We start from the raw sequence: 26344 nt of genomic DNA, 5'->3' as shown, positions 1-26344 counted from the left end.
AAAATGAGTGATTTTAAACGTATGCTGGCTTCCGAGAATGGATTACGGTAAATTTTTTTCGTTGATATAACGGGAGTTTCGTTGATATATCTCCATTTCCATGCTAAGTATCATAGAAAAACACAGCCTCCATAACAGAAGCTGTGCTTTTACTATCATAATTCGATTATTTCTCCTGCTTCGAGCACCTGGCCTACCCCATTCTCCAGCATACTTGTGAATTTATGCGGATCCTGTTTTATTGGCGGGAAAGTATTGAAGTGTATAGGCACAACCTTTTTGGCACCCAAAAGCTGCGCAGCATAAGCCGCATCGTCAGGGCCCATTGTAAAATTATCGCCGATCGGGAGGAATGCCAGGTCAATCGGATGGCGGTCTCCAATTAATTTCATGTCGGAGAATAGGCCAGTGTCCCCTGCATGGTAAATCGTTTTTCCTTCTAAAGTAATAAGTATACCTGCAGGCATTCCCAGGTAAATAATCTCATTATTTTCAGTCTCAAGCCCTGTTCCATGGAAAGCTGGCGTGAGCTTTACTCTTCCAAAATCGAAATCATATCCTCCGCCGATAGACATGCCATGTGCGCTAACTCCCTGCCAGCCTAAGTAAGTGGCAAGCTCAAAGTTTGCAATAACAAGAGAGTCATTGCGTTTTGCCAATTCAATCGTGTCACCTAAATGATCCCCATGCCCATGCGTAACAATGATTACATCTGGTTTCTCATCATCTGCTTTTAAATCTGTCAGCCCATTTCCTGTTATAAATGGGTCGATTAAAATTGTTGTTCCCTGTGATTCAATTTTTACAACTGAATGCCCGTGATACGAAACTTTCATATTAATGCTCCTCTCAAAAATCATGTTATGTAATTTTACTTCAACGAAAAACAGGTTAATCCTGCCTCAATTTAAATATATACCCTAATTAACAGCCTTTAAAAAGTTTACTTTTTCTTATTTAGTTGCTACTCTCAAGGTAACCGTACATAAGGAGGTTCATTATGAACAGCAGATTACAGAAACTATCACAGTGGATGAAGGATAATGAAATACAAGTGAGCTTTGTGACATCACCCGATAATGTCTTTTATTTGAGCGGCTTTTTAAGCGATCCGCACGAACGCTTGCTAGGCCTGGCCGTTTTTCAGGATGAGGAGCCTTTCCTTGTATGCCCGGCCATGGAAAAGGAGGATGCCAAAAACGCCGGCTGGAGCCACGAAATTATTGGTTACAGCGATATCCAAAACCCATGGGAATATATTCAGAAATCCATACATAGCAGAATAGGCAAAGTGGAAAAAGCAGCTATCGAAAAAGAACATATGAATGTGGAACGATATGAAGCAATTTCAAATCTGTTCAGCGGAGCAGCATTTGTTTCAGCAGAAGAAAAACTCCGGAAGCTTCGAATGGTCAAAGACGAAAAGGAACTGGAAATCATTCGCGAAGCCTGTGCATTGGCTGACTTTGCCATCGAAACAGGCTGTGCTGAAATCCAGGAAGGAAAAACAGAGCTTGAGGTTTTAGCAGCTGTTGAATACGCATTAAAGAAAAAGGGCGTAAACGAAATGTCCTTTTCCACAATGGTGCTAACAGGAGCAAATGGGGCTTCCCCGCATGGAACACCTGGAATGACAAAAATCCAAAAAGGGGATTTAGTGCTGTTTGACCTGGGTGTTGTCTGGAATGGATATTGTTCAGATATCACAAGAACCGTTGCATTCGGTGATATTAACGATAAACAAAAGGAGATTTATGATACGGTTTTAAAGGCACAGCTTGCAGCTGTAGAAGCAAGTAAGCCGGGAGTGCCTTGCTCTGAAATAGACTTAACGGCAAGGAATCTGATTGCAGAAGCCGGCTATGGAGATTATTTTCCACATCGATTGGGCCATGGACTTGGTGTAAGCGTGCATGAATACCCTTCCTTAACCGAAACCAATTCACTTCTGCTTGAGGAAGGCATGGTTTTCACAATTGAACCGGGCATCTATGTTCCAGGCGTTGCCGGCGTCCGGATTGAAGACGATCTTGCCGTAACAGCAGATGGAGTCGAAATTCTGACCAAGTTCCCGAAAGAACTTCAAATCATCAAGTAGGCTATGAAAATCAAATTTGATCTTGAAAAAGGGATTATTTTTGTGGATGGCAAAGAATACGAAGGAAATATAACCGATCCAGCAGGCTGCCGTAAATGTAATGGTCCGCTGGTTTATTCGGATCAATATGATGCAGCTTTCTGCCCTTCCTGCAATGTATGGAAAGAAAGTGCATGCAGCGATCCGGATTGTGATTATTGTGTAAATCGTCCAGAGAAACCCATAAAAAATCCGGAGTTTTAGGACTCCGGATTTTTTATTTATTACTGCTGCACCAGCTGGGTCCTGGTATCTGAATAGTCAAGATTATGTGCCTCGGCTACTGCTTTGTATGTCACATAACCATTCAATGTATTAATGCCTTTCATTAGGGCCTCATTCTCCAAGCAGGCCTGCTTGTAGCCTTTATTGGCAATTTGAACTGCATATGGGACCGTTACATTGGTCAATGCAAGTGTCGAAGTGCGCGGAACTGCACCAGGCATGTTTGCAACAGCGTAATGGACTACATCATGCTTTTCGTATGTTGGATTATCATGTGTTGTAATTTTGTCAGTTGTTTCAAAAATCCCGCCCTGGTCAATGGCAATATCCACAACAACAGAGCCGGGACTCATCGTCTTGATCATTTCCTCTGTTACAAGCTTTGGCGCTTTTGCCCCCGGAATCAGTACGGCCCCGATAACCAGGTCAGACTCCATAACCGCTTCAGCAATGTTGTAAGGATTTGAAATGAGTGTTGTCACTTCCTTTCCGAAAATATCATCAAGCTGGCGAAGGCGTTCAGGGTTTAGATCGATAATCGTAACCTTTGCCCCAAGGCCAATAGCCATTTTAGCCGCATTGGTTCCCGCTACACCGCCACCGATAATCGTGACTTTCCCGCGCTGGACACCCGGTACCCCCGATAATAGAATTCCTTTTCCTCCGTATACCTTTTCTAAAAATTGCGCACCTACCTGTGCAGCCATCCTGCCGGCCACTTCACTCATAGGAGTCAACAGGGGCAGTGTCCGATTTGGAAGCTGTACTGTTTCATAGGCAATGCCCGCCACTTTCTTCTCGATCAAAGCCCTTGTCAGTTCAGGTTCTGCAGCCAAATGTAAATATGTAAACAGAATTAACCCTTCACGGAAATAGGCATATTCACTTGGAAGCGGCTCTTTTACCTTCATAACCATCTCCACCGACCACGCTTCTTCTGCAGTTTGAACAATTTTTGCCCCTGCATTTACGTAGTCTTCATCCAGAAAACCAGAACCTGTTCCCGCACCAGTTTCAATGTAAACCTCGTGTCCAAATTGAATTAGGTTTACCACACCGGCCGGCGTCATGGCTACCCTGTTTTCATTGTTTTTTACTTCCTTCGGTACTCCGATACGCATGCTGCATACCTCCTATAAAATAGAGTTCTTTATCCACTTATTCGGCTTTTCTGACGGAAAATATACGAGTGGAGCAAAATTATTGCCATTTCGGGATTGTCCTCAGGTAGAATGAAATTAATGTAATTTAAGAAAGGAATTTTTCTATGCCATTTTCCGATAAAAAGCGTTCAACCTCATTTCCATCCATAGAAAAATTCGGTCTGGAGGCGGTTCCTGCCGAATTAAAAACAACCAAGTGGATTGATTATTTTTATTTGCAGTCCGCTTTTTCCGTTAATTCCGGAAACTTCCTTGTTCCCGCACTTGCTGTTTTGGCGGGCGGACTCTCCTTTTTGGCGGCTGTTGCATCTACCGTTATAGGGGCTGCCGCTGCTTTTCTATTTGTGTCTTTGTTATCACTGCCTGGTTCCAGGCATGGAATACCTGCCCAGTTTGCCATTAGAACCATACTTGGCACTGCTGCGGCAAGGTATATTTCTTCTCCTATCCGGTCGCTGACGTCGCTGTATTGGTTCTCCGTCCAGGCAATCGGGGGATCGGCAGTCCTGATCAGTTTGCTGGAGAAGGTGTTTGAAATAAAGCTGCCGTTAGTATTTGTATCGGTATTCCTAGCAGGATTGATGAGCTTGCTTGCCTTGATTGGCTTTAATACTGTCAAAAAGGCTATAAAGTATTTTATGCCATTTTTAATCATTGGGCAGGTTGTCCTTTTTGTACTTTTTATAAAAGAACTTTCCAGTACCCAATCTTTTGGATCCCTAACGCATTCTCAATGGAGTTTTGGATCATTCTTTCTTTATTCGTCTCTTGCCTTTATTCAATATGTCTCCGGGGTGAGCGCATCTTCCGATATGACCCGTTATGCTGCATCAGCAAAAGGAGCCTTTTGGGGATTGTTTGCCGGCAACACATTCGGCTTCACCATTACTGCTATACTGGGTGCTTTATCCGCATCTCTATTCGGTGAATGGAATCCTTTTGTTTCAGCCAGCAGCCTTGCAGCCTCCGGCTGGGTATTGTTTCTCATTTTCATTTGTGCTATGACATCCATGATTTCCATAAATATGAACAACGCTTATACTGGTGGATTTAGCCTATTGAATATCTTTCAAAACCTGGGCAGAGTAAAAAGCACATTAATATTTGGAGCTGCGGCCATTGTTCTAAGCTGTTTTCCTGCAGTTGTGAATAAAGCACAAGCATATATATCCATACTCGGTATTTTTATTATTCCGATTTCCGCTGTGATCATAGCAGACTTTATATTCGTCAAAAAAGGAACTCTTTCAGAAGAGCATTTAACAAAGCTATTTATCAGCCAAACTGATCAAAACCGTGAAGGGCTTATAGCGATCAGTTTCGGCGCACTGATATACCTTGCCCTTCCCGATCTCATCTCACCCGGATTTATCTCGTTTTTCTTAACTGGTTTCGGATATATTATTTTTCATAGATATGTAAGATTAAAAGGTAACCGCCAACTAAAAAGACAACAAAAGCTGTCATCGTAATGACAGCTTTTGTGATTTTTTTTATTGTAATCTTCCTTCATTCCGTTCCTTTTCTCCCATGTCAAACTGAGCATTTGACTGGTCAATAACACCGCTGTTATAGGCATTCATAATTTGTGCACTTACCTCATTGGTACCCTGTTCATCGTAAAAAAATGGTGACTGTGCTTTCGGTTCCCGCTTTTCCATTGCCATCTGCTCCTTTTAAAAAATTTTTGATCGGCTTTACTATTGTTCGATTTTTTGTTACAGATATTCACATTTGGGAGCTGTATAATAAAGGTAAAGGAGGAGATTAAAATGGGCATGACGTATAAGAATATATTAGTCGCCGTAGATGGGTCCACTGAAGCAGAATGGGCGTTTAAAAAAGCCATTGAAATTGCTAAACGGAATAATGCCTCTATGGTGCTGGCACACATTATTGATACCCGCACTTTTGCTACTGTAGAAGCTTATGATCGTACGATCGCTGAAAGAGCAGACCGTTTTGCAACTGAATTAATGGAAAAATATAAACGAACTGCAATGGACGCTGGTATTGAGAATGTTAGATTCGAAATCGATTATGGTTCTCCGAAAGTGAAAATTCCAAAAGATATTGCCAGAAAGCATGACGTGGACTTAATTATTTGCGGTGCAACCGGTATGAATGCAGTTGAACGATTCCTGATCGGCAGTGTGTCTGAACATATTACCCGTTATGCCCGTTGCGATGTCCTCGTTGTTAGAACAGATAAAGAAGATGAATAGCCTTTTTAAAGAACGCTGTGTTCGCAAAGTTTGTTCCTTTCGAACCAGTTTTAATCACCGGGCAGAGTTCAAAGCAAAAACAACAATCTATACGAAAAGAACCTTTTTAAGGTAAAGAAAGAAGAAAACCGTCCTCAAAATAAAAAGCTGACTCAAAAAGGTCGTCACTTAACGACATTTTGAGTCAGCCTCTTTTTATATAGTATTATCTATTTCACAGTCTGCTCTTTTTCCGCAAGAAGCTTCTTAGCTTTTTCAATGGCTGTATTCACTTGCTTAAAGCCTGTTCCCCCAGCGCTATTTCTTCTTTTGACAGCTGTATAAGGATCCAGGACTTCATAAATATCTTCTTCGAACAATGTATTGGCCTTCTTAAATTCATCGAGCGGCAAGTCACCAAGGAAACAGCCCTTTTCCACACATGTAAGTACAAGCTTCCCGACAACCTCATGAGCTTCCCTGAATGGAATTCCTTTATCTGACAGGTAATCAGCTAGTTCAGTGGCATTAGAAAAATCAGTTTTGGTCGCTTTTTCCATCTGCTCATTTTTCACTTTCATCGTACGAATCATTCCAGCGAAGATTTTTAGTGATCCGGTAACTGTTTTAACCGTGTCAAACATGCCTTCCTTGTCTTCCTGCATATCCTTGTTATAGGCAAGCGGCAGACCCTTTAGTACCGTGAGCAATCCCATTAGGTTTCCGTATACGCGTCCGGTTTTACCGCGAATAAGCTCAGCCATGTCAGGATTTTTCTTCTGCGGCATAATGCTGCTGCCTGTCGCAAAGCTGTCATCTAATTCAATGAACTGAAATTCCTGGCTTGACCAAAGGATGAATTCTTCGCTTAGGCGAGAGAGGTGCATCATCAGAATCGAGCTTGAGGATAAAAATTCAAGGATAAAATCTCGATCACTTACAGCATCAAGGCTGTTTTCGTAGATGCCTTCAAAGCCGAGAGATCCGCAGAATACTCACGGTCAATTGGAAAAGTCGTTCCGGCAAGCGCGCCAGCACCAAGCGGAGATAGATTGATTCGCTTCAGGCTTTCCGCAAAGCGTTCTTTATCACGCTCCAGCATCCAGAAATACGCCATTAAATGATGTGCAAAGGAAATCGGCTGGGCTCTTTGCAGATGTGTATAGCCTGGCATAATTGTTTCTACATTCTTTTCAGCCTGCTCAATCAGCTCTTCCTGCATTTCATTAATCAATTCAACAATCTGCTTAACCTGTTTGCGCAGGTAAAGATGCATATCTGTTGCTACCTGGTCATTTCGGCTTCTTGCTGTATGGAGCTTTCCGCCGACAGGCCCTGTCAATTCAGTCAGGCTGCTCTCAAGATTTAAATGGATGTCTTCCAGTTTTACTGAGTATGACAGCTCCTCATTTGCCGCTTTTTCCTTCAGCTGCTGAAGGCCGTTTTTTATTTGGTCGGCCTCGTCTTCTGTAATGATCCCTGTTTTGGAAAGCATGGCAACATGGGCCATGCTCCCCTCTATATCTTCCATGACTAATTCCTGGTCAAATGAAATCGAGGCTCCGAATTCATCTACCCATTCTTCAGCAGATTTCGTGAATCTGCCGCCCCATAATTTTTTCACACTGTCACCTTCTTGTTTTGTACGATGCTTTGAACTTTAGTCGGCAAGCCCCATAGCTTGATAAAGCCAACTGCCGCATTATGGTCAAACTCATCCTCAGATGTATAAGTAGCCAGTTTTTCATCATATAGTGAATACGGAGATTTTCTGCCTTCTACAATCGCATGCCCTTTAAACAGCTTTACTCTTACTGTACCTGTAACAAAGCTCTGCGTTTCCTTAAGGAATGCAGACAATGCATTATTCAGCTGCGAGAACCACAGACCTTCATAAATAAGCTCAGCAATTTTTTTCTCTATAACTGGTTTAAAGTGCGCAACTTCTTTTACTAATGTTAAGTCTTCCAGCTCTTTATGGGCTTTAAGCAATGTCATCGCACCCGGGCATTCGTAAACCTCACGGGATTTAATGCCGACAAGTCGGTTTTCCACATGGTCAATACGTCCAACGCCGTGCTTGCCACCGAGTTCATTCAGTTCAGCAATTAATTCTGAAAGCTGCATTGCTTTGCCATTTAAACTGACTGGAACTCCTTTTTCAAAACCGATTTCAACCGTATCAGGTGTATCAGGAGCTTTTTCCAAAGAAACCGTTAAATCGTATGCATCTTCCGGAGGAGCGGCCCACGGATTTCAAGCACTCCGCATTCATTGCTTCTTCCCCATAAATTTTGGTCAATACTGTATGGTGAATCAAGGTTAATTGGAATTGGAATATCATTTTGTTTTGCATATTCAATTTCTTCTTCACGTGACCAGCTCCACTCACGAACCGGAGCCAATACCTGAAGGTCAGGATTTAAAGCCTGAATGGCTACTTCAAAACGAACCTGGTCGTTCCCTTTTCCTGTACATCCATGTGCAACTGCAACAGCACCTTCTTTTTCTGCCACTTCAACTAGCTTTTTGGCAATTAACGGACGTGAAAGCGCAGAAATCAATGGATATTTATTTTCATAAAGTGCATGTGCCTGAAGAGCAACAAGTGCATATTCATTAGCAAACTCTTCTTTCGCATCAATTACATATGACTGAACTGCTCCAACAGACAATGCTTTTTTTTGAATAAAGTTAAGGTCTTTGCCTTCACCGACATCCAGGCAGCAGGCAACGACTGAATAACCTTGTTCCTGAAGCCACTTAATAGCAACTGATGTATCTAAACCGCCTGAGTAAGCTAGAACTACTTTATTATTTGACATTTATATTTCCTCCTCGTGAATATACGTATAAATATACAACAAAATTATGTTTTTATTCATTTATTATTCTCTTACTTTAACAACCTTTGTTTTAAAAATCAATAGTTATTCTTAAAAATGTATAAAAATTAATGAGTTTTTTTAATTGGCTCGGCTATAGCTTAATGTTGTTTTTTAGCAGTCTGTTGATTCGAGTGAAGGCATGAGATTCTCGAAAATGCATTCGCATTTCCTTCGTGCGGTGTAATTTCGGGGAAGCTTATTCAAAGTCCTGCGGGAGTGCGGATCAAAGGGAGACCCGCAGGAGCAAAAGCGACGAGGCGGCTCCAGGACCGCCCGCTGTTCGCTGAGTACCTGCAGCGGAAATCAACAGGCAAATATAGAAGAGCCTAAAAAAAGCAAAAGCCTAAATAGACTTTGGCTTTTTGTTTAATGAATAATAGCTTCGTAAACTGCTGTCACTACACTTCCATATTGACTGATACTGTATGTGTCCCCATAAAACTTATGTGGATCTGTAAGCGGATTAATAACAGGTGAATGTTTTTTATTCGTTAACAAAGCAATGGCTAAGTTATTTTTCCTGTCAATAACAGTGACTGTTCCTGTCCAGCCTGTATGGCCAAACACTTCTTCGTTTGCATATTTGCTGAACATCCATTCCATGCTTGAGTTTCCATTCAAACGCCAGCCTAATCCATATGTAGGATTCATTTCATAAGGTTTTACAAACTGGTCTATTGTCTCTTTATCAAAAAGTTTTACATTGCCATATCCACCCTCGTTCAGCATAACCTGCATAAGCACAGCAAGATCTCCGGTTGTGGAAAATAATCCTGCATGCCCGGATACGCCATCCATTGAATAAAAGGATTTTTCATCATGAACTTCCCCCTGAAGAGTATAAGTTCTTATATTAGGGAAGTTAACTGCCCCATCTCTTGTATTTCCATTTAATTCAGTTGCAGCAAAGTTCTTCTCTTTAAATCCTTTTCGAAGAGGATTGAAGAGCGTATTTTTTAACCCTAATGGTTCATAGATATGCCTTTCAGTATATTGGTCAAGCTTTTCCCCTGTTACCTTTTCAATAATAAATCCAAGAAGCATATAATCAATATCACTATAAATCTGTTTTGTGCCTGGTTCGTATTGAAGGGGAGTTCGTAATATCATTCCTAGAGTTTTGCCTCGTTCCTGGGAATATAATTCTCCTGCTCTATCAGGGTTATGATAATGCACACTGGAAGGAAAACCAGCTGTATGATGAAGCAAATCAATTATGCGGAGTTCATCTTTGCCATTTACAGCATCCCCAGCTTTATCCTTGAATTCAGGGTAATAATGCTGGATCTTTTCGTTTAAATCAATTTTCCCTTCACTGACTAGATGCTGAAGTGCGAAGTTAACAGAGTACATTTTCGTATTAGATGCTAAATCAAACATTGTGTTTGTCTTCATTTTTTGCGGATGCTTAAGCCGTTCAGATTCTTCGTATATTTTCGCGGAGCCGTAAGCTGAGTTTTTAACGATTTTCCCATCCTTAATAACAACAAGTGCGGCTCCCGGAAAACCATTTTCTATTTCTTCATTGATCAGCTTATCAACTAGTTTAAGTTTTTCTGATGAAAAGCCCACATCCTCCGGTTTATTGGCTTTTATTAGAGTTGGATAATCTGTTGGTTTTTTATCTTTATAGACGGCCGCTACCGAGATTTCACTTTTATTGACTAAAGATTCGGCAAATGCATTAGAATGCCAAGGCATCAGCAAAACAGCCGCCATGCTAAATACAACTAAATGGTTTAATAATTTCGTCATCTTCTCCCCCTCGGATAATTATTTGAATATTTTTACCAATTTATATACTATTTTAAAAATACCAATCCTGTAAACCAAAACAAGAGAATCACAGCCAATTCAGTTCCTCTGTACCACAATCATTTAGTTTATCAGTTATAAATTAGTCCTATTGTATTGTCTGCAATAAAGAAAATGGTTACTAAATAATTCATGCAGCAAAGTTAGCTTTATAGTAAAATGAAAGCAAGATCATTGTTTGGAGGCTTTATAATGGAGGAGCATTTTTCACATGATAACCGGCTTGGCATCCCTATTCCGGATTTTAACCGTGAGTGGGATGAATATTCACAGAAAACACAGCAGGTGATTTTGTTTCATTGGGAAAAAATAAGGGGCAGGATTCCGGATCGGATTGCTGAGCTTGAAGCAGATATAAACAGGAAACAGGCTGAATTGTCGGATGAAGGCAATTTCGAAAGATCGTGTGCGCTTAACAGCGAAATTTCCGAGCTTGCATCCGTCATAAATGATTTATGGCTCTGGTATAGAACCAATCAGGATATTACAGGGAAAATGCATTCATAAAAAAATCCTTTCCAGCCAGAAAGGATTTTTCTTATTTATAAGTCTTTCTTCAATTCCCTGACAACATGTCCAAGTTCGGGTAGTATCAGCTTATTCATCGCAAGACGAACTGCACCCGATGACCCAGGGGTTGAGAACACTGCTCTATTATTAACTGAGCCGGCAGCCGCTCTTGAAAGAATGGCAGCAGATCCGATATCCTCCGCGTAGCTTAACATACGGAAAAGTTCGCCGAACCCGTCTATTTCTTTATCAAACAAGTCTCTCACTGTTTCGATTGTAACATCACGCAAAGCGATTCCAGTCCCTCCATTAGTAAGCACAGCATCTATATTGGGGTCTTCGCATCCTTTTAAAACTGCCTCGCGTATCGGCCCTGATTCATCTTTCACAATCACATAATCAGCAATGTGATGTCCTGCCTCTTCCAACAACTGAATCATCAGCTTGCCGCTCTTATCTGTATCTTTGTCCCTTGTATCACTGACTGTTACAATTTTGCATCTTACCTCTTTTGGCGCTTCTTTTTTATGCTCGAATGTACTCATTTAACATCACCTTTATATAGTCATAAAATGAGGCAGCTTGCCTCCTCGCAGATCTAATTTTTCTTAGCTGCGCTTTTTCTTTTCGTGAAAATACCTCATTTGATAATACTTATGGGCGAAATCTGTTACATTTCGTGTCAGCTGATAATTGGCCCCTGCTCCAATTGCCATGCTGATGAAAGGAATCCCCTGAACCGATTTTTTCCGGAAAAAGTAAATAGCCATTGCTTTGAAAAGCTGCTTTATTGGCTGCTCAATCCACGTTATATTCGTCAGATCTTCCTTCCCTTCATAAAAATAGAACTCTTCCTGGTTTTGAAGCTCATACATTAGTTCTTCCCAGGCACTGCCCTGCATGCGCGGAGGAAGGGTGGCGGCATGGAAAACTTTAAGAGAACTCATCATTTCGTATGGAGTATTGACTTCAAAACCGTAGGTCATTGCTATCAGCTGTACAGCCCGAAGATTAATGACAGCCATTGCCGGAATATCTGTACCAATCATCAATGAGCTGCCTGTACCTGCAATTCCTCCCTGTGCAAAGGAATACAGCCGATGTCGGGCAATCTGCTGCTGCGCTATGTATTGAAGCTGATCGATAGTTAAGGCTTTAAGATCTTCAATTGTCTCAATATCGGAATGAAAGATCCGGCCCGCAGTCAATATGCGTTCTTTGGCATCCATCTGCAGCTGTGACCCCTGAATAAGGGCATGGAGATGGAACAGCCAGCTATCCAGAGCAGAAAAAAATTGCTGCTGTGCCTCTTCAGGCAGCAACGCAAATGATTTTTCCAACGATTTGTCATATACCATCTCCAAATCGTTGGGCTCATAGCTATACAATTTACTTTCCCAATCACGAATTCCGGCCAACACACTATTTTCCCGTTCGCTCAATGGCATCCGTATACCTCCCAAAACGTCGTATTGGTCTCAGTATAGCATAAGTAAGATGGTAAATTCTCCTACGGTCCTCTCTCCTATAAAATATAAAAAGACAAGAGCGCATTGCTCTTGCCTTCGTTTTTTATTTAGCCAATCTCACAACATCACGGGCAATCATGACTTCCTCATTTGTTGGGATAATCATAACTTTTACTGGTGAGTGAGGATAGTTGATGAATGCTTCCTCACCGCGTACTTTGTTTAGTGCGGGGTCCCAGTATACGCCCATGAACTCAAGTCCCTGAAGAACACGCTCACGGATAACATCACTATTTTCGCCGATTCCGGCTGTGAAGATGATCGCATCTACGCCATACATGCGGGATGCATAAGATCCGATATATTTGTGGATTCTGTTGGCGAATACTTCAAGAGCCAATTCCGCTCTTTCATTCCCTTCCACAGCTTGGATTTCGATATCGCGAAGGTCGCTTGAAAAGCCTGAAACGCCAAGCATACCGCTCTTTTTATTAAGTATATCCAAAACCTCATCTGCATTCTTGCCCGTTTTTTCCATAATGAACGGAATAAGGGCCGGGTCAATATTACCTGAGCGGGTTCCCATTGTAACACCTGCAAGCGGAGTGAATCCCATAGAGGTATCAATAGATTTTCCACCCTCAATCGCCGTAATACTTGCGCCATTACCCAGGTGACAGGAGATCAGGCGAAGCTGTTCAAGCGGCCGGCCAAGCATTTCTGCCGCACGTTCTGATACATATTTATGTGATGTGCCATGGAAGCCATATTTACGGATTCCATATTTTTCATAATACTCATATGGCAGACTGTATAAAAATGAACTTTCAGGCATTGTCTGGTGGAATGCTGTATCAAACACAGCAACAGCTGGCACATTTGGAAGCACCTGCTGGAAAGCCTTAATTCCAGTAATGTTTGCCGGGTTGTGAAGAGGTGCAAGCTCGGAAAGCTCATCAATTTTCGCAAGTACTTCATCTGTAATAACAGCAGAGTCATTAAATGCTTCTCCGCCATGAACGACACGATGGCCGATTCCATCTATTTCATCCAGTGATTGAATGATTCCAAGATTCGTTAATTTATCAAGCAGAATTTTAACAGCTACTTCATGATCAGGAATATCTGTTACTTCCTTAACTTTTTCGCCATTAACAGAAATGTTGAAAACGGCATTATCCAATCCAATACGCTCAATTAAACCTTTTGTAATAACTTCTTCGCTCGGCATTTCAAAAAGCTGAAATTTCAACGAGGAACTGCCGGCGTTAATTGCTATGATTTTTGCCATAAAGCAACCGCTCCTTTAGATGATGTTCAAATAGTCCGGGAAAAATAGCGGTCGAAAATCTGCGTCAGTTTGCTTTTCCGCTGGCTCACGTATCAAAACCATACGCTCCGCTGCTCAAAGCTTCACTTCCTTGAGTTTCTCGGCTCTTTTCGTCCTCCTCTTTGGACTCATACTTTTATATAAAAAACATCTGTGAGATGTCAAACTGGTACAACCTTATTGTGTACTTCAGACATCATTAATATCTCTCAATTCCCCATTTAAACACTCTCAGGAGCACATTTCAAGAAATACCTTGCAATGGTATCGTTTTCATGTTAAATTAAATATTTTCTGATTTTCTGATACTTCATTATATTTTGAAGTCCATTGAGAATAATTGTTCCGAGCTAAACCATTAAAAAAGAAGCCTGCTGCAGCAGCACGGCTTCTCCCTTTTGTTTATTGTTTGCTTTCTTTATACCAGGCATCGATTTTCTTAAGGATTCTTTCCACTTCCGTTGTTTTTGATAAACTTGGCAGATTAACCAGAAGAGCCTGTTTAGGAGGAATAACCCCTTCCCCTTTCTTCTGAAGAATGAAAATGCTTTTAGCTGCCTTTTCATTTTTGAACATGGTAAGCGGGAGCTGCAATAGACCTTGGATATAAGCATTTTCCTTTAAGTATTCGTGCAGCTTCGGGGCTTGTTCGCTTTCAAACATGCCATTTGGAATGATGAAAAATAAATAGCCGCCCGGCTTCACATGATTTATGCTTTGCTCGATAAACAGGTGATGGGAGTATGAATGTCCTTCATCTGCCTTTAGTTTATACTCTGCCGATCTGACATCATTTGGGTAATAGCCAATAGGCAAATCGCTGACCGCTGCATCCGCAGCTTCAATGAACAGCGGTTCAAGACTGTCCTGGTTAAAAAACTGGATTGGATGCTCCTGCAGATTGGCATTAATATAGGCGAGCTTAATTAAGAGGTCATCAATTTCTATACCGGTTGCTTCAACTGTTTTATCCTTCTGGTGGTTCATCATAGTTGTCAATAAATTCCCAGTCCCCACTGCCGGATCCAAAAGGCGGAAAGACTTTTCCCGGACAAATTTATCAACCAAATAGCCAATCAGCATGCCCACAGCATCCGGAGTCATTTGGTGATTCGGCTGAACGTTTTCTTTCATTCCCTTTAAAATCGAAAGCTGAAAGGACTTTCTGATCTCTTCTTTTGTAAAATCGCTCAAGTTAACAGATTCATAGCTCTTCTTTAGCCTTTTTACCGTCAACTCGCTCAATTCATCCTGAAGAATGCTTTCATGGAAAAGATTTTCTCCTGTCTCAGCAAGAGCTTCCAAATATGTACACTGCAGTTCTTCCTGCATGATTGTTGCCGTTTCATTAAAAATTGTAAATAAATCCTCAACCGGAGCTATTTTCACAGCATATTCCTCCCGTTCTTATTCTATTTTCCTATTTTAACGGGCTTTTGTGCCATTCACAAGTTTGATGCTAAGATCAGATACTGGTTTATCCGCTAATATTTAATTTTATCCGCGAAAAATTGAATATAACCGCGATATTTTGATTTATCCGCGAAAAATGAAATATAAAGCGATATTCTGATTTTATCCATGAAACGATTCTTTTAGCCCCCAAAAATCAAAGCCCCGGAAATAATATCCGGGGCTTCATCATTTTATTACTTCGCTTGCTTGGCAGCTTCTACTGCTGCTTCATAATTTGGATGATCCGTTGCTTCACTTACGTATTCCACATAAGTAACAGTGTCATTTGAGTCAACAACAAAAACGGCACGAGCCAATAGGCGAAGTTCTTTGATTGCAACTCCGTAAGCTTCTCCGAAAGAAAGTTCACGGTGATCTGAGACAGTTTGTACGTTGTCAATGCCTGCTGCTGCACACCAGCGCTTTTGAGCAAATGGAAGATCCACGCTTACTGTAAGAATCTTCACGTTATCCAGCTTAGCAGCCTCTTCGTTAAAACGGCGTGTTTGCGCATCGCAAACGCCTGTATCGATTGAAGGAACCACACTAATTAAACGAACTTGCCCTTTTGAATCAGCAAGTGTCACCTCTGAAAGGTCGTTTGCCAACACCTTAAATTCAGGAGCTTTATCTCCTGCTTTCACTTCATTTCCAAGCAATGTTACTGGATTGCCTTTAAATGTAATAGATGCCATATAAATCATCCTCCTTAATCACTTATGTACAGTGTAAATCATATCTTTTCAGAATCTTTTTTGCAATTATTAAGGGTAAGATCCAAGAAAAAAGTTAACTCCCCTTAGGAAAGTTAACTTCCTTCAATTAAATATCAAGGTCTTTTTTAGGGCCATTATAGTCTTGGCTGTTCTGATTTTGACTTTGCTGATTCCCATTGCTGTTTTCATTGTTCTTATTGAACATCTGCTGAATCTTATCGACAGCCTGAGGTGCAAGATCAAGAATTTTCTCATATAAATGAGTGCTTTCATCAAGGTGAACCATTTTCACACCATGGGAATTAACAATCAGAAACGCAATCGGGGTGATGGAGACACCGCCTCCGCTACCTCCGCCAAAAGGATGACCCTTCTGCTCACCTGAAGGCCCGTCAAGCATAAACTCGCTTCCTCCTGCCGCAAAACCAAAACCTACCTTCGAAACAGTTAAAATAACACTGCCGTCTGGGGTTTCAACAGGGTCTCCAATTATGGTGTTAACATCAATCATTTCCTTCAAGTTTTCCATGGCAGTAGTCATAAGCCCTTGAATTGGATGGTCAGACATAAACTGCTCCTCCTCTTTTAGACAGATTTTGTACCATCATCAGATAAGGCAGATAGCGGCTTTGTTTTAAAATCAGGCCGTCCGCCTTTCCAATATTTAATCAGTTTAATTCCTGCTAACATAGCATGCCCGACACGAAAATGAATCATACATGAAAAAGCTGTTTGTGAAACGGCAAATTGAAAATGGGGAGTAATCGTGATATCAGGCGGTGCTTTAAGCTTCATATAGTGACTGACCAACCCGATAATGCTGCCTTTAATCGCCCAAAGAGCTCCTGTAAGCATCCCAGTATGGGCTGCATCTCCAATTCCTGCAAAGGTATGCCATTCAAGTTTCCTGATGGTCACATGGCGAAGGAAATTTCGGATGATCCTATGAAGTGATACAATATGGTTTATCATTTCTTTCGTATCATGCAAGCTATTAATAAGATCTTTTGCGGAGAATTGTTTCGTATCTTTTTTCGTTGTATCTTCCTGCGGCCCGGCGGCTGTCTCTTCTTTAACGACAACTGTTGGGGAGTTATCATCGACTTTTATAAGCGGGACCTCAATCTTGTATCTGATCAGCCCGAACCAGGCTTTGAATTGAATCTTTAAATGGTCATTATCATTTCCGTGATAAAAGTGGAGTAATACTTTCAGCTTCGTTACTATAATCAAAATAAAAAGAAGTAGGAGGGCAATTACGGCGATCAGCAGCCACTTCACTTTTTTCACCCCTTTCAGCCTTGTATTATGCCCAATTGGATAAAAATAAACCTGCCACCAATGGGTGACAGGCCTCTTTAAGTTACCTTATTATGGAATGCTATATCTGCCTTTCATGAACAACAGAGGTATCAGCAAAGAGATCATGAAGCCCTTGTTTTTTCGGAAGGAAGGCCACGATAACATAGCCAATGAAAATGGTAACTGATATAAAACGTCCAATCCATTCACGGAAAATAATCGTGCCCCATGTCAGCTTTTTGCCTTCAAGGTCAACTACTTTCAACCCAAAGACCATTTTACCAAGCGTCTGGCCAAAGAATTTCGTCATAAGCACGAAATAGGCGTAAAAAGTAATGGCTGTAGCAATAGTAATCGGCGCAAATAAACTGCTTTCATGTAAAGGGATATCCATTGCTCGGAAGATCGGATTGATTAAAATTCTATCAATACTGCCAACAACAGCTAAATCTAAAAGATAAGCCCAAAATCTCATCCAAAATCCGGCAAACCTGATAGGCTCTGCAGTTTTGTCTTCTGAGGGGAAACTTCTTTGTTCAGCAGTCTGGGTATCCTCAACTGCCTTTTCATATTGAGCTGTTGTTACATCCGCATCTTTCTTTTTATCCAACGGATCTGAATAAATAAACTCTTGTTCATTCGGGTCATTTGAAGTCATTTATTCGTACCTCCCTATTCAGCATAAAGATACATTAAGCGCGGTGAATTTGGCTGAGACAGCATTTTCATTAGCCCTGCCATTTCGAGATCCTCGCCCATGATTTTGCGCGCGCCCATGCTGAACATGGATCCGAATCCAAGATTTTCGGTATACTCGACAACCTGCGCATCTTTCAAATTATGGTCTTTCTTTATCTGTTCAATCACATCATCGTCATAGCCAAAGCCATCAATCAGGTTCAATTCTTTTGCCTGGCGCCCGTCATAGATCCGCCCATCCGCAATTTCCTTTACCTTTTGGCTAGAAAGCCCTCTTCCATCAGAAATGACTTTAACAAAGCCCTCATAGGAATTGTCGATCATGGATTGAAGAATTTTTCTTTCTTCTTCCGTCATATCCCTGGTCGGACTCATGATATCTTTATAAGGTCCGCTTTTGACAGTAACAAACTCAACCCCATATTTTTCAGCCAAGCCGGCATAATTATAGCCTTGCATAATAACGCCAAGTGAACCTGTCAATGTTTCAGGGCTGGCAAAAATTTCATCAGCTGGAGCTGAAATATAATAGCCTCCGGAGGCAGCCATGGAACCCATTGATATGTAAACTGGCTTCTTTGTTTCCTTCTGGATTTCTACGATTTTATCATGAATTTCAGCGCTTTCTACTACACCTCCGCCTGGGGTGTTAACGCGAATGACAATGCCCTTTACTGCATCATCTTCTTTTACGTAATCGAGATTATCCATAAAGCCTTTGTGATTATACCCGGGACTCGCAAAAAAGGACGCAGCATCCCCAGTATCCTGAATAACTCCATTTACATCGAGGACTGCGACTTTTTTCATTGCATTTCCATCCTCAATCACTTCTTCCATAAAAGCCTCATTGCTGCCGGCAAATAAATCAGTAACCGAACTCTCAATGTCTGTAAAAGCAAATGCCGTCATAAAATTGATCAACACGGAAAAACCAAATAATACTACAGCAATCCCCAGAGCTGCCCAACGTTTTCCATTCATTTAATATCCTCCTTTTTCATCATCGCTCTCCATATCATAACAAGCAGGAAATCCAAACTGACTTTTATGATTACGGCAAACCAATCCGTCACATATTCTTCATACGTATTAACTTTTAAAATGTTTCAAAAACAGGTAAACTGAATTCAACAACCATAATCATAGCAAAATATGAATTATATGGGAAAGAAAATCCATATAAGTATCAAATGAACTTCTTATATAACCTATTGTTTGGAGGAATGAATATGCCTACCCGCCGGAACATATATTTTTATCACAAACGAGACGACGAAATGATGGAAAAAGTCAGCCCTCTTTACAATCTCGCCAGGGAACATGATTTTAAGATCGTAACTGATTACAAACAAGCGAATATCATTGTAAGTATTGGTGGAGACGGAACGTTCTTGCAGGCAGTACGAAAAACCGGCTATAGGGATGATTGTTTATATGCTGGAATCTCAACTACAGGAAGCTTAAGCCTCTATTGTGATTTCCATCTGGACGATACAGCAAAAATGGTAGAAGCGATGACAAATGAGCAAGTGGAAGTTAGACGCTATCCAACCATCGATGTAACAGTTGATGACCAGACATCTTTTCAGTGCTTAAATGAATTCAGTATCCGGTCTGCCATTATTAAAACCTTTGTAATTGATGTATTTATTGATGACCTTCATTTTGAAACCTTTAGAGGGGACGGAATGATTGTCGCCACACCGACCGGAAGCACTGCCTATAACAAGTCTGTTAACGGCTCTGTAGTTGATCCGATGCTTCCTTGCATGCAGGTAAGCGAACTGGCATCTCTAAATAACAACAGCTACCGTACACTCGGATCCTCTTTTATCCTGAGCGGAAACCGCAAATTGACTTTAAGGGTTGTACAGGACGGCAACGACCATCCTACGATGGGCATGGACAATGAAGCTCTAAGCATCCAGCATGTAGAAAAGATTGACATAAAGCTAAGCGAAAAAATCATTAAAACCGTAAAACTAAAAGACAATTCATTCTGGGAGAAAGTGAAGAGGACATTTTTATAAGAACTTTGAAGTCTCTACTAACTTCCTTCATAAGAGCAAAAAAAGAGTTTCGCACATCATGCGAAACTCTTTTTCTATATGCCAACATCTCTGCCGCGTTTCCATTTTGTTTCTAAATGAGCAAAAAGCTTTGTCCTTGAGATCGAATAAATGGTCAGTGCCAGCCAAATGAACATAAACGAAAGCAGATGAAGCTTTGTAAAATGCTCGTGGTACATAAACACACCGAGGATCAATGTGATTGTCGGAGCAATATATTGCAAAAATCCGAGCATGGACATCGGAATCTTTTGGGCGCCTTTTGCAAAATACAGAAGCGGTACTGCGGTTGCCGCTCCAGCCCCAATAAGAAGGAAGTCGGTGCTTGATGAAACATTTAAGAAAGCCTGTTTTTCATTTACAAAAAGAGAAATCATATAAAGTAATGCTACGGGAGTCACCACTAGGGTTTCGAGCGTAAGGCCAATGGTTGAGTCTACTTTAATAAGCTTTTTCGTTAATCCATAAAGGCCAAATGATAGCGCCAGAACAAAAGCAATCCACGGGACACGTCCGTAGCTTATGGTTAAGATCAACACTCCTGCAAACGCCAGGCCAAATGATACATATTGTGCGGGGGAAAGCTTCTCTTTAAAAACCATCATTCCCAGCAGTACACTTACAAGCGGGTTTATATAATAGCCAAGGCTTGCCTCGATCATTTGGTCCGTGTTAACTGCCCAAATGTACAAAAACCAGTTCGTGCTGATTAACAGCGAAGCAATGACAAGAGCAAAAAGCTGCTTTTTGTTGGTCCGAAACCCTTTTAGTGTCGTAATGAAAGAGTGCAGCTTCTTAGTGGCCAGGAGAATAAACAGCATAAAGAACAACGACCAAATAACCCGGTTCGCTAAAATCTCATCTGCATTCACATGGTTTAAATACTTCCAGTAAATCGGCAGGATTCCCCACAAAAAGTAAGCGAACCCGGCATAAAGAGCACCCATTTGGACTTCATTATTTTTCATTGTCATTGCCCCAATTCTTTCTAGTATCGAAATATTTATATTATAAGTCGAACGTAAAAATGTTGGCAATCTTTTTTTCTACACAAACGGTACCAGGTACCTATACCAGTTGAGCGAAGTGGTATAGGTACCTGGTACTTAATATTTATGATTATAAACGATTTTGCCGTCAATTACCGTTTTATCGACGGTTATACCGGCAATTTGCTGCTTCGGTATTTTAAAGATGTCTTCTTTTAATATGGTAAAATCTGCAAGGTAACCTTCTTTAATTATTCCCCGGTCGTTCTCGTGGGATGCGGCAAAGGCACTCCCTTTCGTAAATAAGCTGACTGCCTCGTACACAGTTAGTGCTTCGCTTGGATAATAAACTGTTTTATTGGGATCATCGATATTTGTTCTTGTGACAGCTGCATGGATGCCGAGAAGCGGATTAGCCGGTTCGATAGGCGCGTCCGAGCCTCCTGCACAAGGTACCCCTTCCTCTAAAAGAGTTTTCCAGGCATAACAGTATTCCATGTTTTCTTCGCCAATGCGATCAATCACCCAAGGAAAATCGGATGCTGTAAATCTTGGCTGGATATCCAGGATCAGAGGCAGTATTTTAGCCCTGTCAATCAGTTCCTTCCGCAGAATCTGCGCATGGATTAGCCTGTCTCTACCCATAATTTCTAAAGGATGCTTTTCAATCGCATTTAATGCCATTTCAAAAGCATAGTCTCCAATCGTGTGAATGGCAACAGGCATTCCATGCTTACGCGCTTTTTCCACAAGGCCATCAAGCTGCTCCTGCGAATAAATAGCGACTCCCGATGTTGAGGGGTCGTCAGCATATGGATGGCTTAACAGGGCTGTTCTTCCTCCAAGGGCTCCATCAGCAAATATTTTCATTGCACCGAACTCTATATGTTCGCTCCCGCCCAAAAAGCTTCCGCCTTTCTCAACCATTTCTTCCACGACCTCGTGATGAACAAGAAGATGGGCGCGAAACGGCATTTCATCTTCCTCGATTACCTGCTTGAACGCCTGATAGGTTTGGCCGAAGCCTCCATAATAATTCAGATCCTCTGTATGTCCGCCTGTCAGTCCCAATTTATAAGCATCATTAATAGCTGCGTGAAGCGCCTTCTTTAAATAGCTTTCCGAAACAGTTGGAAGCACATTAAATAGAAGCTCCTGTGCCTGGTCTTTTAATAGTCCATTAAGCCTTCCCTGTTCATCTTTATCAATAACTCCCCCCGGAGGGCACTCTGTTTCTTCTGAAATATTGGCTTTTTTCAGACCCAGCGAGTTGACTGCCAGTGCATGTCTGCATACTCGTTTAAGCATAACAGGGTGATTAGGTACATATTGATCCAGTTCTTGGGCATAAATTGGTTCCGGCTGATCCCAAAGATTCTCGTTCCAGCCTTCACCTATTACCCATTCCCCTTCCTCAACTGTTTCTGCAAATTGCTTAACTGCCAATAAAACCTCCTGCTTGGAAGTGTGTTTTGATAAATCGAGCCTGATCAGCCTTTCGCCATGCCCGATCAAATGCATATGGCTATCCACAAAACCAGGAAGCATTGTGCTGCCACCCAAATCTATTTCTTCCTGTATCTCACCTTTATACTTTTCTTTTAAAAATTGGATATTACCAATTCCAATAATTTTGTTTCCTTTGGTAAAAACGGCTTCTGCCTGATGATTTTCCTGCTGAAGGGTATAAATAGTACCCCCATGCCATAGCGTTCCCATAAATCTTTTCCCCTTTACCATCCTAAAATTTCATTTTCACATAGTATAACAAAAATACAGGCGGAATTCCCGCCTGTATCTTGTATTGCGATTTAGTTTTGTGCTGAAGCTGTTTCCGCTTCTTTTTTTCTTAATTCAACCCGCATGATTTTTCCTGATGTTGTTTTCGGAAGTTCGGATAAAAATTCAATTTTGCGCGGATATTTATATGGCGCTGTCAGTTCCTTCACATGCTCCTGAAGCGCAGAAACCAGGTTGGGGTCGCTTCGGTCTACGCCTTCCCTTAATACCACAAAGGCTTTGACAATATTACCGCGTACCTCATCAGGACTTCCGACAACTGCACATTCAGCTACATACGGGTGCTTTACCAATGCATCTTCAACCTCAAAAGGTCCAATGGTATAGCCGGAGCTGATAATAATATCATCGACTCTTCCTTCAAACCAGAAATAGCCGTCTTCATCTTTCTTTGCTTTATCACCCGTAATATAGTAATCCCTGCGGAATTGCATAGCAGTTCTTTCCGGATCTTTATAATAGTTTTTAAATAACGCAGGAGTATCTACATGGACAGCAATATCACCTACTTCACCTACAGCACAAACTTCTCCGTCCTCATTGATAATTTCAACCCTGTTCCCTGGAGTCGGTTTGCCCATCGAGCCAGCTTTAAGCTCCATCTCTTTTGTAATGCCAACAAGCAGCGTATTTTCTGTTTGGCCATAGCCATCACGTACGTTTACATTAAAATGCTTTTTAAATGTATCAATCACTTCGCGGTTTAGCGGCTCACCAGCTGAAACAGCACTATGCAGCTCCAGAAGCTTATATTCATGGATATTGTCCACCTTTGCCATCAGCCTGTATTCTGTAGGCGTACAGCAAAGGACGTTTACCTTATAATCCTCTAAAAGCTGCAAATATTTTTTCGGCTCGAACTTCCCATTATATACAAGGCCGGTAGCACCTGAGCCAAGAACGGAAAGGAACGGGCTCCAAATCCATTTTTGCCATCCTGGACCTGCAGTGGCCCATACTGTATCTCCTTCTTCAATGCAAAGCCAGTTCGGTGCAGCTGTTTTAAGATGGGCAAATGCCCAGCCATGTGTATGTACAACGCCTTTAGGATTTCCTGTGGTTCCCGATGTATAAGATAGGAACGCCATATCATCCTTTGTGGTATCTGCCAATGGCAGTTCGTCGGAAGCCTTGTCCATTTCCTCATCCAGGTGGATCCAATCCTCCGCTTGTCCGCCAATCACAAATTTCGGTATACTGGCGGCTTCCTTAATATTTTCAAATTGATCGACATATGGATAATAACTTACAATACCTTTAACATCCCCATGATTAATTCGGTATTGAAGATCTTTTGTACGGAGCATTTCCGAACTTGGTATCACGACAATTCCGGCTTTAAGTGAAGCAATGTAGACTTGATATGCTTCAATCAGCCTTGGAACTATAATGAGAATAACATCTCCTTTTTGCAAACCATTTTTCAAGAAAACGTTTCCAATTTTGTTTGCATTACGGAGAAGCTCCTTGTATGTAACCTCTTTTTTCTCTCCCTGCTCATTTACCCATCTGATTGCAAGCTTGTCCTTATCCCCGGCATAACGCTCCATTTCAGATACGAGATTATATTTCTCCGGTGCAATTAACTCTTCCCGTTTCATCAAATCTCCCCCTAACAATTTCTATTGCAGATGCCTCTACCTAAGATGCTAATCTATAGAAATTATTATACTAAATTATTCTAAAATTTTAAATTATTTATTTTTTGCAAATGTTCTATGTCCTGTCCTAAAATACGGTATGTTAAGCCTGCCTGTTAATTACGTCAATAAGCTCAGCGAAACAGCGGGGGCAAATGTCCCTCTGTGCATGACTCACATTTAATTTCCCGCAGGACATTTAACTAGCAATTATGAATAAACATCGTACGAAGGATTTTGAAGTTCTCGCTTTTTCTGTTCCATTATCAACTGCAAGGGTCAGCATTTAGCTTTAAACATAAATAAGGAGCAGGAAAGAATTCCTGCTCCTTGTAGCCATATTATTTAATTATTTTTGGAAACCGCCTAATTGCTGTTCAGCCATTTGAACTAAGCGCTTAGTGATTTCTCCCCCTACTGAACCGTTAGCACGAGAAGTAGTTTCTGCACCAAGGTTTACACCGAATTCAGTAGCAATTTCGTACTTCATTTGATCTAGAGCTTGTTGAACTCCAGGAACTAGAAGTTGGTTTGAGCTGTTGTTGTTTGCCATGTGATTTCACCTCCTTGTGAGTATAGAATGTGTAGAATCACATGGCCATATTCAAATATTTACTGGTAATTTCTTTCAATTTTTTAAGTTGAATCATTAGCATAGAAGCATGTTCCGATTATATAAATCAACAGATTGCCACAGCAATCAGCGAGAACATACCCAAAGGTTAAAATAAATCTTCAAACGACTCTTCCTTGCCGGATTGAGGTTTAATAATCATCTTTTCTGTATTCTCTACTGCTTTTGCAATAAGAGGTTCGAAATCAACAAAGCTTTCAAAGTGACGGACTTTATCCCGTTTCGGCTTTGTCTTTGGAGAAGCCGGAACAAAAACCGTACAGCAATCTTCAAACGGCCTGATGGAAATATCATGTGTATCAATCTTTTGAGCAATCTCGATGATTTCGGATTTATCCATTGTAATTAGCGGCCTAAGGACAGGAGTGTTCGTTACGTCATTTATTGCGTACATGCTCTCCAGCGTCTGGCTGGCCACCTGCCCAAGACTTTCCCCTGTAATGATGGCAAGCCCATCATTTTTCCTGCGGATTTCATCTGTTATTCGCAGCATTAGGCGCCTTGTTGCCGTCATTGTATAATTTTGGGGAACCTGCTGCTGGATCAGCTGCTGGATTTCAGTAAACGGAACAATATGCAGCGAAACCGCCCCTGTAATATTTGCCAATCTTTCTGTGAGATCAATGACTTTCTGCTTTGCACGTTCACTTGTAAAAGGCGGGCTGTAAAAATGGACAGCTTCTACCTCCAGGCCTCTTTTCATCGATAAATAACCAGCTACAGGGCTATCGATCCCTCCGGAAAGCATTAACATCGCTTTGCCGCCGGATCCAGCCGGAAGGCCTCCTGCTCCCTGGATCGTTTCACACGATAAGTAGGCTGCTTCTTCCCGAATTTCAATTTGGAGATTTATATCAGGCTTTTTTACATTCACCTTCAAGCCCGGTACATTCTTTAGCAAATGTCCGCCAAACTCATGATTGAGTTCGTCTGTATTTAAAGGGAAACTCTTATCAGCCCTTTTGGTTGTGATTTTAAATGTTTTTCCTTCTTCATAATTCTTATTGAATAAGGCCAATGCTGCATCCTTCATTTCTTCCATCTCTTTATTGGTTTTAACAGCGGGGCTGAAAGATTGGATCCCAAACACACCCTTAAGCCGTTCTGAAACCTCCTTACCATCTGCACCATTCAGAATGACATACATACGGTCTCTCGTAGCCTCAATCTTGATACCAGTAAAATCATGAAGCACATTGGATATGCTTTTCCTCAATTTATCTACAAACTTATTGCGGTTCCTGCCTTTTGTAGAAATTTCTCCATATCTAATAAGTATTCGATCATAATTTATCA

24 protein-coding genes and 2 pseudogenes are annotated in these 26344 nt (G+C 41.3%); 6 read left to right on the top strand and 20 right to left on the bottom strand.

Translation table 11 applies throughout. From position 1 onward, the window contains the following. Positions 1–155: 155 nt before the first annotated feature. Positions 156–836: a metal-dependent hydrolase gene (locus AC3ZVC_RS09550; protein WP_490068099.1), complete on the bottom strand. Its 681-nt coding sequence runs from the start codon at positions 834–836 to the stop codon at positions 156–158. Positions 837–1000: 164 nt separating this feature from the next. On the opposite strand from AC3ZVC_RS09550, the gene AC3ZVC_RS09545 reads away from it, so the two are divergent. Beyond that, complete coding sequence (locus tag AC3ZVC_RS09545; RefSeq protein ID WP_490068098.1) at positions 1001–2098, top strand: M24 family metallopeptidase; 1098 nt, start codon at positions 1001–1003, stop codon at positions 2096–2098. Between the two features lie 3 nt (positions 2099–2101). After that, on the top strand, positions 2102–2341 hold the full coding sequence (locus AC3ZVC_RS09540) for a hypothetical protein (RefSeq protein WP_490068097.1): 240 nt from the start codon (positions 2102–2104) through the stop codon (positions 2339–2341). A 20-nt stretch (positions 2342–2361) separates the two neighbouring features. Here the strand turns inward: AC3ZVC_RS09540 and ald are convergent, their stop codons facing one another. Further along, positions 2362–3483, bottom strand: coding sequence for an alanine dehydrogenase (gene ald, locus AC3ZVC_RS09535; protein WP_490068096.1), 1122 nt, complete (start codon positions 3481–3483; stop codon positions 2362–2364). Between the two features lie 146 nt (positions 3484–3629). Here ald and AC3ZVC_RS09530 point away from each other — a divergent pair, with 146 nt between their 5' ends. After that, a complete protein-coding gene (locus AC3ZVC_RS09530; protein ID WP_490068095.1) occupies positions 3630–4997 on the top strand; it encodes a purine-cytosine permease family protein in 1368 nt (455 codons plus the stop codon). 21 nt (positions 4998–5018) lie between these two features. On the opposite strand, the gene AC3ZVC_RS09525 is transcribed toward AC3ZVC_RS09530, so the two are convergent. Then, positions 5019–5186 carry a hypothetical protein gene (locus AC3ZVC_RS09525; protein WP_490068094.1) on the bottom strand — a complete coding sequence of 56 codons (168 nt, stop codon included), beginning with the start codon at positions 5184–5186 and terminating at the stop codon, positions 5019–5021. Positions 5187–5297: 111 nt separating this feature from the next. On the opposite strand from AC3ZVC_RS09525, the gene AC3ZVC_RS09520 reads away from it, so the two are divergent. Beyond that, positions 5298–5750, top strand: coding sequence for a universal stress protein (locus AC3ZVC_RS09520; RefSeq protein WP_490068093.1), 453 nt, complete (start codon positions 5298–5300; stop codon positions 5748–5750). 209 nt (positions 5751–5959) lie between these two features. Here the strand turns inward: AC3ZVC_RS09520 and argH are convergent. The 3 genes and pseudogenes from argH to pbp4b all read right to left on the bottom strand — a co-directional run bounded on the left by argH (position 5960) and on the right by pbp4b (position 10372). Beyond that, positions 5960–7353, bottom strand: a pseudogene (gene argH / locus AC3ZVC_RS09515) (argininosuccinate lyase). Then, a pseudogene (locus AC3ZVC_RS09510) lies at positions 7350–8554 on the bottom strand (argininosuccinate synthase). The pseudogenes argH and AC3ZVC_RS09510 overlap by 4 nt, the downstream one beginning before the upstream one ends. Before the next feature lie 429 nt (positions 8555–8983). Next, a complete protein-coding gene (gene pbp4b, locus AC3ZVC_RS09505) occupies positions 8984–10372 on the bottom strand; it encodes a penicillin binding protein PBP4B (protein ID WP_490068091.1) in 1389 nt (462 codons plus the stop codon). Positions 10373–10624: 252 nt separating this feature from the next. Here pbp4b and AC3ZVC_RS09500 point away from each other — a divergent pair, with 252 nt between their 5' ends. Further along, a complete protein-coding gene (locus tag AC3ZVC_RS09500; RefSeq protein WP_490068090.1) occupies positions 10625–10939 on the top strand; it encodes a hypothetical protein in 315 nt (104 codons plus the stop codon). A 35-nt stretch (positions 10940–10974) separates the two neighbouring features. On the opposite strand, the gene AC3ZVC_RS09495 is transcribed toward AC3ZVC_RS09500, so the two are convergent. From AC3ZVC_RS09495 to sppA, 9 genes are all read right to left on the bottom strand, one after another. After that, a complete protein-coding gene (locus AC3ZVC_RS09495; RefSeq protein WP_490068089.1) occupies positions 10975–11487 on the bottom strand; it encodes a MogA/MoaB family molybdenum cofactor biosynthesis protein in 513 nt (170 codons plus the stop codon). Positions 11488–11550: 63 nt separating this feature from the next. Then, the gene (locus AC3ZVC_RS09490) at positions 11551–12390 is read right to left on the bottom strand and encodes an EcsC family protein (protein WP_490068088.1); all 840 of its coding nucleotides are present in this window, start codon (positions 12388–12390) and stop codon (positions 11551–11553) included. Positions 12391–12514: 124 nt separating this feature from the next. After that, positions 12515–13702: an acetate kinase gene (locus tag AC3ZVC_RS09485; protein WP_490068086.1), complete on the bottom strand. Its 1188-nt coding sequence runs from the start codon at positions 13700–13702 to the stop codon at positions 12515–12517. 441 nt (positions 13703–14143) lie between these two features. After that, positions 14144–15130: a class I SAM-dependent methyltransferase gene (locus tag AC3ZVC_RS09480; RefSeq protein WP_490068084.1), complete on the bottom strand. Its 987-nt coding sequence runs from the start codon at positions 15128–15130 to the stop codon at positions 14144–14146. A gap of 260 nt (positions 15131–15390) precedes the next feature. Beyond that, a complete protein-coding gene (gene tpx / locus AC3ZVC_RS09475; RefSeq protein ID WP_490068081.1) occupies positions 15391–15891 on the bottom strand; it encodes a thiol peroxidase in 501 nt (166 codons plus the stop codon). Between the two features lie 127 nt (positions 15892–16018). Continuing rightward, positions 16019–16480 (bottom strand): GerW family sporulation protein, encoded by a 462-nt coding sequence (gene ytfJ / locus AC3ZVC_RS09470; protein ID WP_214728675.1) that lies wholly within the window; start codon positions 16478–16480, stop codon positions 16019–16021. Positions 16481–16497: 17 nt separating this feature from the next. Next, positions 16498–17193: a DUF2953 domain-containing protein gene (locus tag AC3ZVC_RS09465; RefSeq protein WP_490068078.1), complete on the bottom strand. Its 696-nt coding sequence runs from the start codon at positions 17191–17193 to the stop codon at positions 16498–16500. 100 nt (positions 17194–17293) lie between these two features. After that, positions 17294–17872, bottom strand: coding sequence for an RDD family protein (locus AC3ZVC_RS09460; RefSeq protein WP_490068077.1), 579 nt, complete (start codon positions 17870–17872; stop codon positions 17294–17296). Positions 17873–17886: 14 nt separating this feature from the next. Beyond that, entirely contained in the window at positions 17887–18897 is a 1011-nt protein-coding gene (gene sppA, locus AC3ZVC_RS09455) for a signal peptide peptidase SppA (RefSeq protein ID WP_490068076.1), read from the bottom strand. A gap of 248 nt (positions 18898–19145) precedes the next feature. Between sppA and AC3ZVC_RS09450 the strand changes: the two genes are divergently transcribed. Then, complete coding sequence (locus AC3ZVC_RS09450; RefSeq protein ID WP_490068074.1) at positions 19146–19946, top strand: NAD kinase; 801 nt, start codon at positions 19146–19148, stop codon at positions 19944–19946. A 74-nt stretch (positions 19947–20020) separates the two neighbouring features. Here the strand turns inward: AC3ZVC_RS09450 and rarD are convergent, their stop codons facing one another. The 5 genes from rarD to thiI form a co-directional block, all read right to left on the bottom strand. After that, positions 20021–20953: an EamA family transporter RarD gene (gene rarD, locus AC3ZVC_RS09445; RefSeq protein WP_490068073.1), complete on the bottom strand. Its 933-nt coding sequence runs from the start codon at positions 20951–20953 to the stop codon at positions 20021–20023. A gap of 138 nt (positions 20954–21091) precedes the next feature. Then, positions 21092–22693, bottom strand: coding sequence for an amidohydrolase (locus tag AC3ZVC_RS09440; RefSeq protein WP_490068072.1), 1602 nt, complete (start codon positions 22691–22693; stop codon positions 21092–21094). A gap of 92 nt (positions 22694–22785) precedes the next feature. Beyond that, positions 22786–24375: an acyl-CoA synthetase MbcS gene (gene mbcS, locus AC3ZVC_RS09435; RefSeq protein ID WP_490068071.1), complete on the bottom strand. Its 1590-nt coding sequence runs from the start codon at positions 24373–24375 to the stop codon at positions 22786–22788. 388 nt (positions 24376–24763) lie between these two features. Next, entirely contained in the window at positions 24764–24967 is a 204-nt protein-coding gene (locus AC3ZVC_RS09430) for an alpha/beta-type small acid-soluble spore protein (RefSeq protein ID WP_159863440.1), read from the bottom strand. A 169-nt stretch (positions 24968–25136) separates the two neighbouring features. Next, on the bottom strand, positions 25137–26342 hold the full coding sequence (gene thiI / locus AC3ZVC_RS09425; protein WP_490068875.1) for a tRNA uracil 4-sulfurtransferase ThiI: 1206 nt from the start codon (positions 26340–26342) through the stop codon (positions 25137–25139). Between the last annotated feature and the right edge of the window lie 2 nt (positions 26343–26344).

Source organism: Cytobacillus sp. C11.1 (genome assembly GCF_058145115.1).
The sequence above is the reverse complement of the archived record's forward strand: the minus strand, read 5'-3'. Positions and strand labels throughout refer to the sequence as shown.

What these genes read in the sequence shown, in the direction of transcription:
- AC3ZVC_RS09550 (WP_490068099.1), bottom strand. Translation starts at nt 836, where the DNA reads ATGAAAGTTTCGTATCACGGGCATTCAGTTGTAAAAATTGAATCACAG.
- AC3ZVC_RS09545 (WP_490068098.1), top strand. Translation starts at nt 1,001, where the DNA reads ATGAACAGCAGATTACAGAAACTATCACAGTGGATGAAGGATAATGAA.
- AC3ZVC_RS09540 (WP_490068097.1), top strand. Translation starts at nt 2,102, where the DNA reads ATGAAAATCAAATTTGATCTTGAAAAAGGGATTATTTTTGTGGATGGC.
- ald (WP_490068096.1), bottom strand. Translation starts at nt 3,483, where the DNA reads ATGCGTATCGGAGTACCGAAGGAAGTAAAAAACAATGAAAACAGGGTA.
- AC3ZVC_RS09530 (WP_490068095.1), top strand. Translation starts at nt 3,630, where the DNA reads ATGCCATTTTCCGATAAAAAGCGTTCAACCTCATTTCCATCCATAGAA.
- AC3ZVC_RS09525 (WP_490068094.1), bottom strand. Translation starts at nt 5,186, where the DNA reads ATGGAAAAGCGGGAACCGAAAGCACAGTCACCATTTTTTTACGATGAA.
- AC3ZVC_RS09520 (WP_490068093.1), top strand. Translation starts at nt 5,298, where the DNA reads ATGGGCATGACGTATAAGAATATATTAGTCGCCGTAGATGGGTCCACT.
- pbp4b (WP_490068091.1), bottom strand. Translation starts at nt 10,372, where the DNA reads ATGACGAAATTATTAAACCATTTAGTTGTATTTAGCATGGCGGCTGTT.
- AC3ZVC_RS09500 (WP_490068090.1), top strand. Translation starts at nt 10,625, where the DNA reads ATGGAGGAGCATTTTTCACATGATAACCGGCTTGGCATCCCTATTCCG.
- AC3ZVC_RS09495 (WP_490068089.1), bottom strand. Translation starts at nt 11,487, where the DNA reads ATGAGTACATTCGAGCATAAAAAAGAAGCGCCAAAAGAGGTAAGATGC.
- AC3ZVC_RS09490 (WP_490068088.1), bottom strand. Translation starts at nt 12,390, where the DNA reads ATGCCATTGAGCGAACGGGAAAATAGTGTGTTGGCCGGAATTCGTGAT.
- AC3ZVC_RS09485 (WP_490068086.1), bottom strand. Translation starts at nt 13,702, where the DNA reads ATGGCAAAAATCATAGCAATTAACGCCGGCAGTTCCTCGTTGAAATTT.
- tpx (WP_490068081.1), bottom strand. Translation starts at nt 15,891, where the DNA reads ATGGCATCTATTACATTTAAAGGCAATCCAGTAACATTGCTTGGAAAT.
- ytfJ (WP_214728675.1), bottom strand. Translation starts at nt 16,480, where the DNA reads ATGTCTGACCATCCAATTCAAGGGCTTATGACTACTGCCATGGAAAAC.
- AC3ZVC_RS09460 (WP_490068077.1), bottom strand. Translation starts at nt 17,872, where the DNA reads ATGACTTCAAATGACCCGAATGAACAAGAGTTTATTTATTCAGATCCG.
- sppA (WP_490068076.1), bottom strand. Translation starts at nt 18,897, where the DNA reads ATGAATGGAAAACGTTGGGCAGCTCTGGGGATTGCTGTAGTATTATTT.
- AC3ZVC_RS09450 (WP_490068074.1), top strand. Translation starts at nt 19,146, where the DNA reads ATGCCTACCCGCCGGAACATATATTTTTATCACAAACGAGACGACGAA.
- rarD (WP_490068073.1), bottom strand. Translation starts at nt 20,953, where the DNA reads ATGAAAAATAATGAAGTCCAAATGGGTGCTCTTTATGCCGGGTTCGCT.
- AC3ZVC_RS09440 (WP_490068072.1), bottom strand. Translation starts at nt 22,693, where the DNA reads ATGGGAACGCTATGGCATGGGGGTACTATTTATACCCTTCAGCAGGAA.
- mbcS (WP_490068071.1), bottom strand. Translation starts at nt 24,375, where the DNA reads ATGAAACGGGAAGAGTTAATTGCACCGGAGAAATATAATCTCGTATCT.
- AC3ZVC_RS09430 (WP_159863440.1), bottom strand. Translation starts at nt 24,967, where the DNA reads ATGGCAAACAACAACAGCTCAAACCAACTTCTAGTTCCTGGAGTTCAA.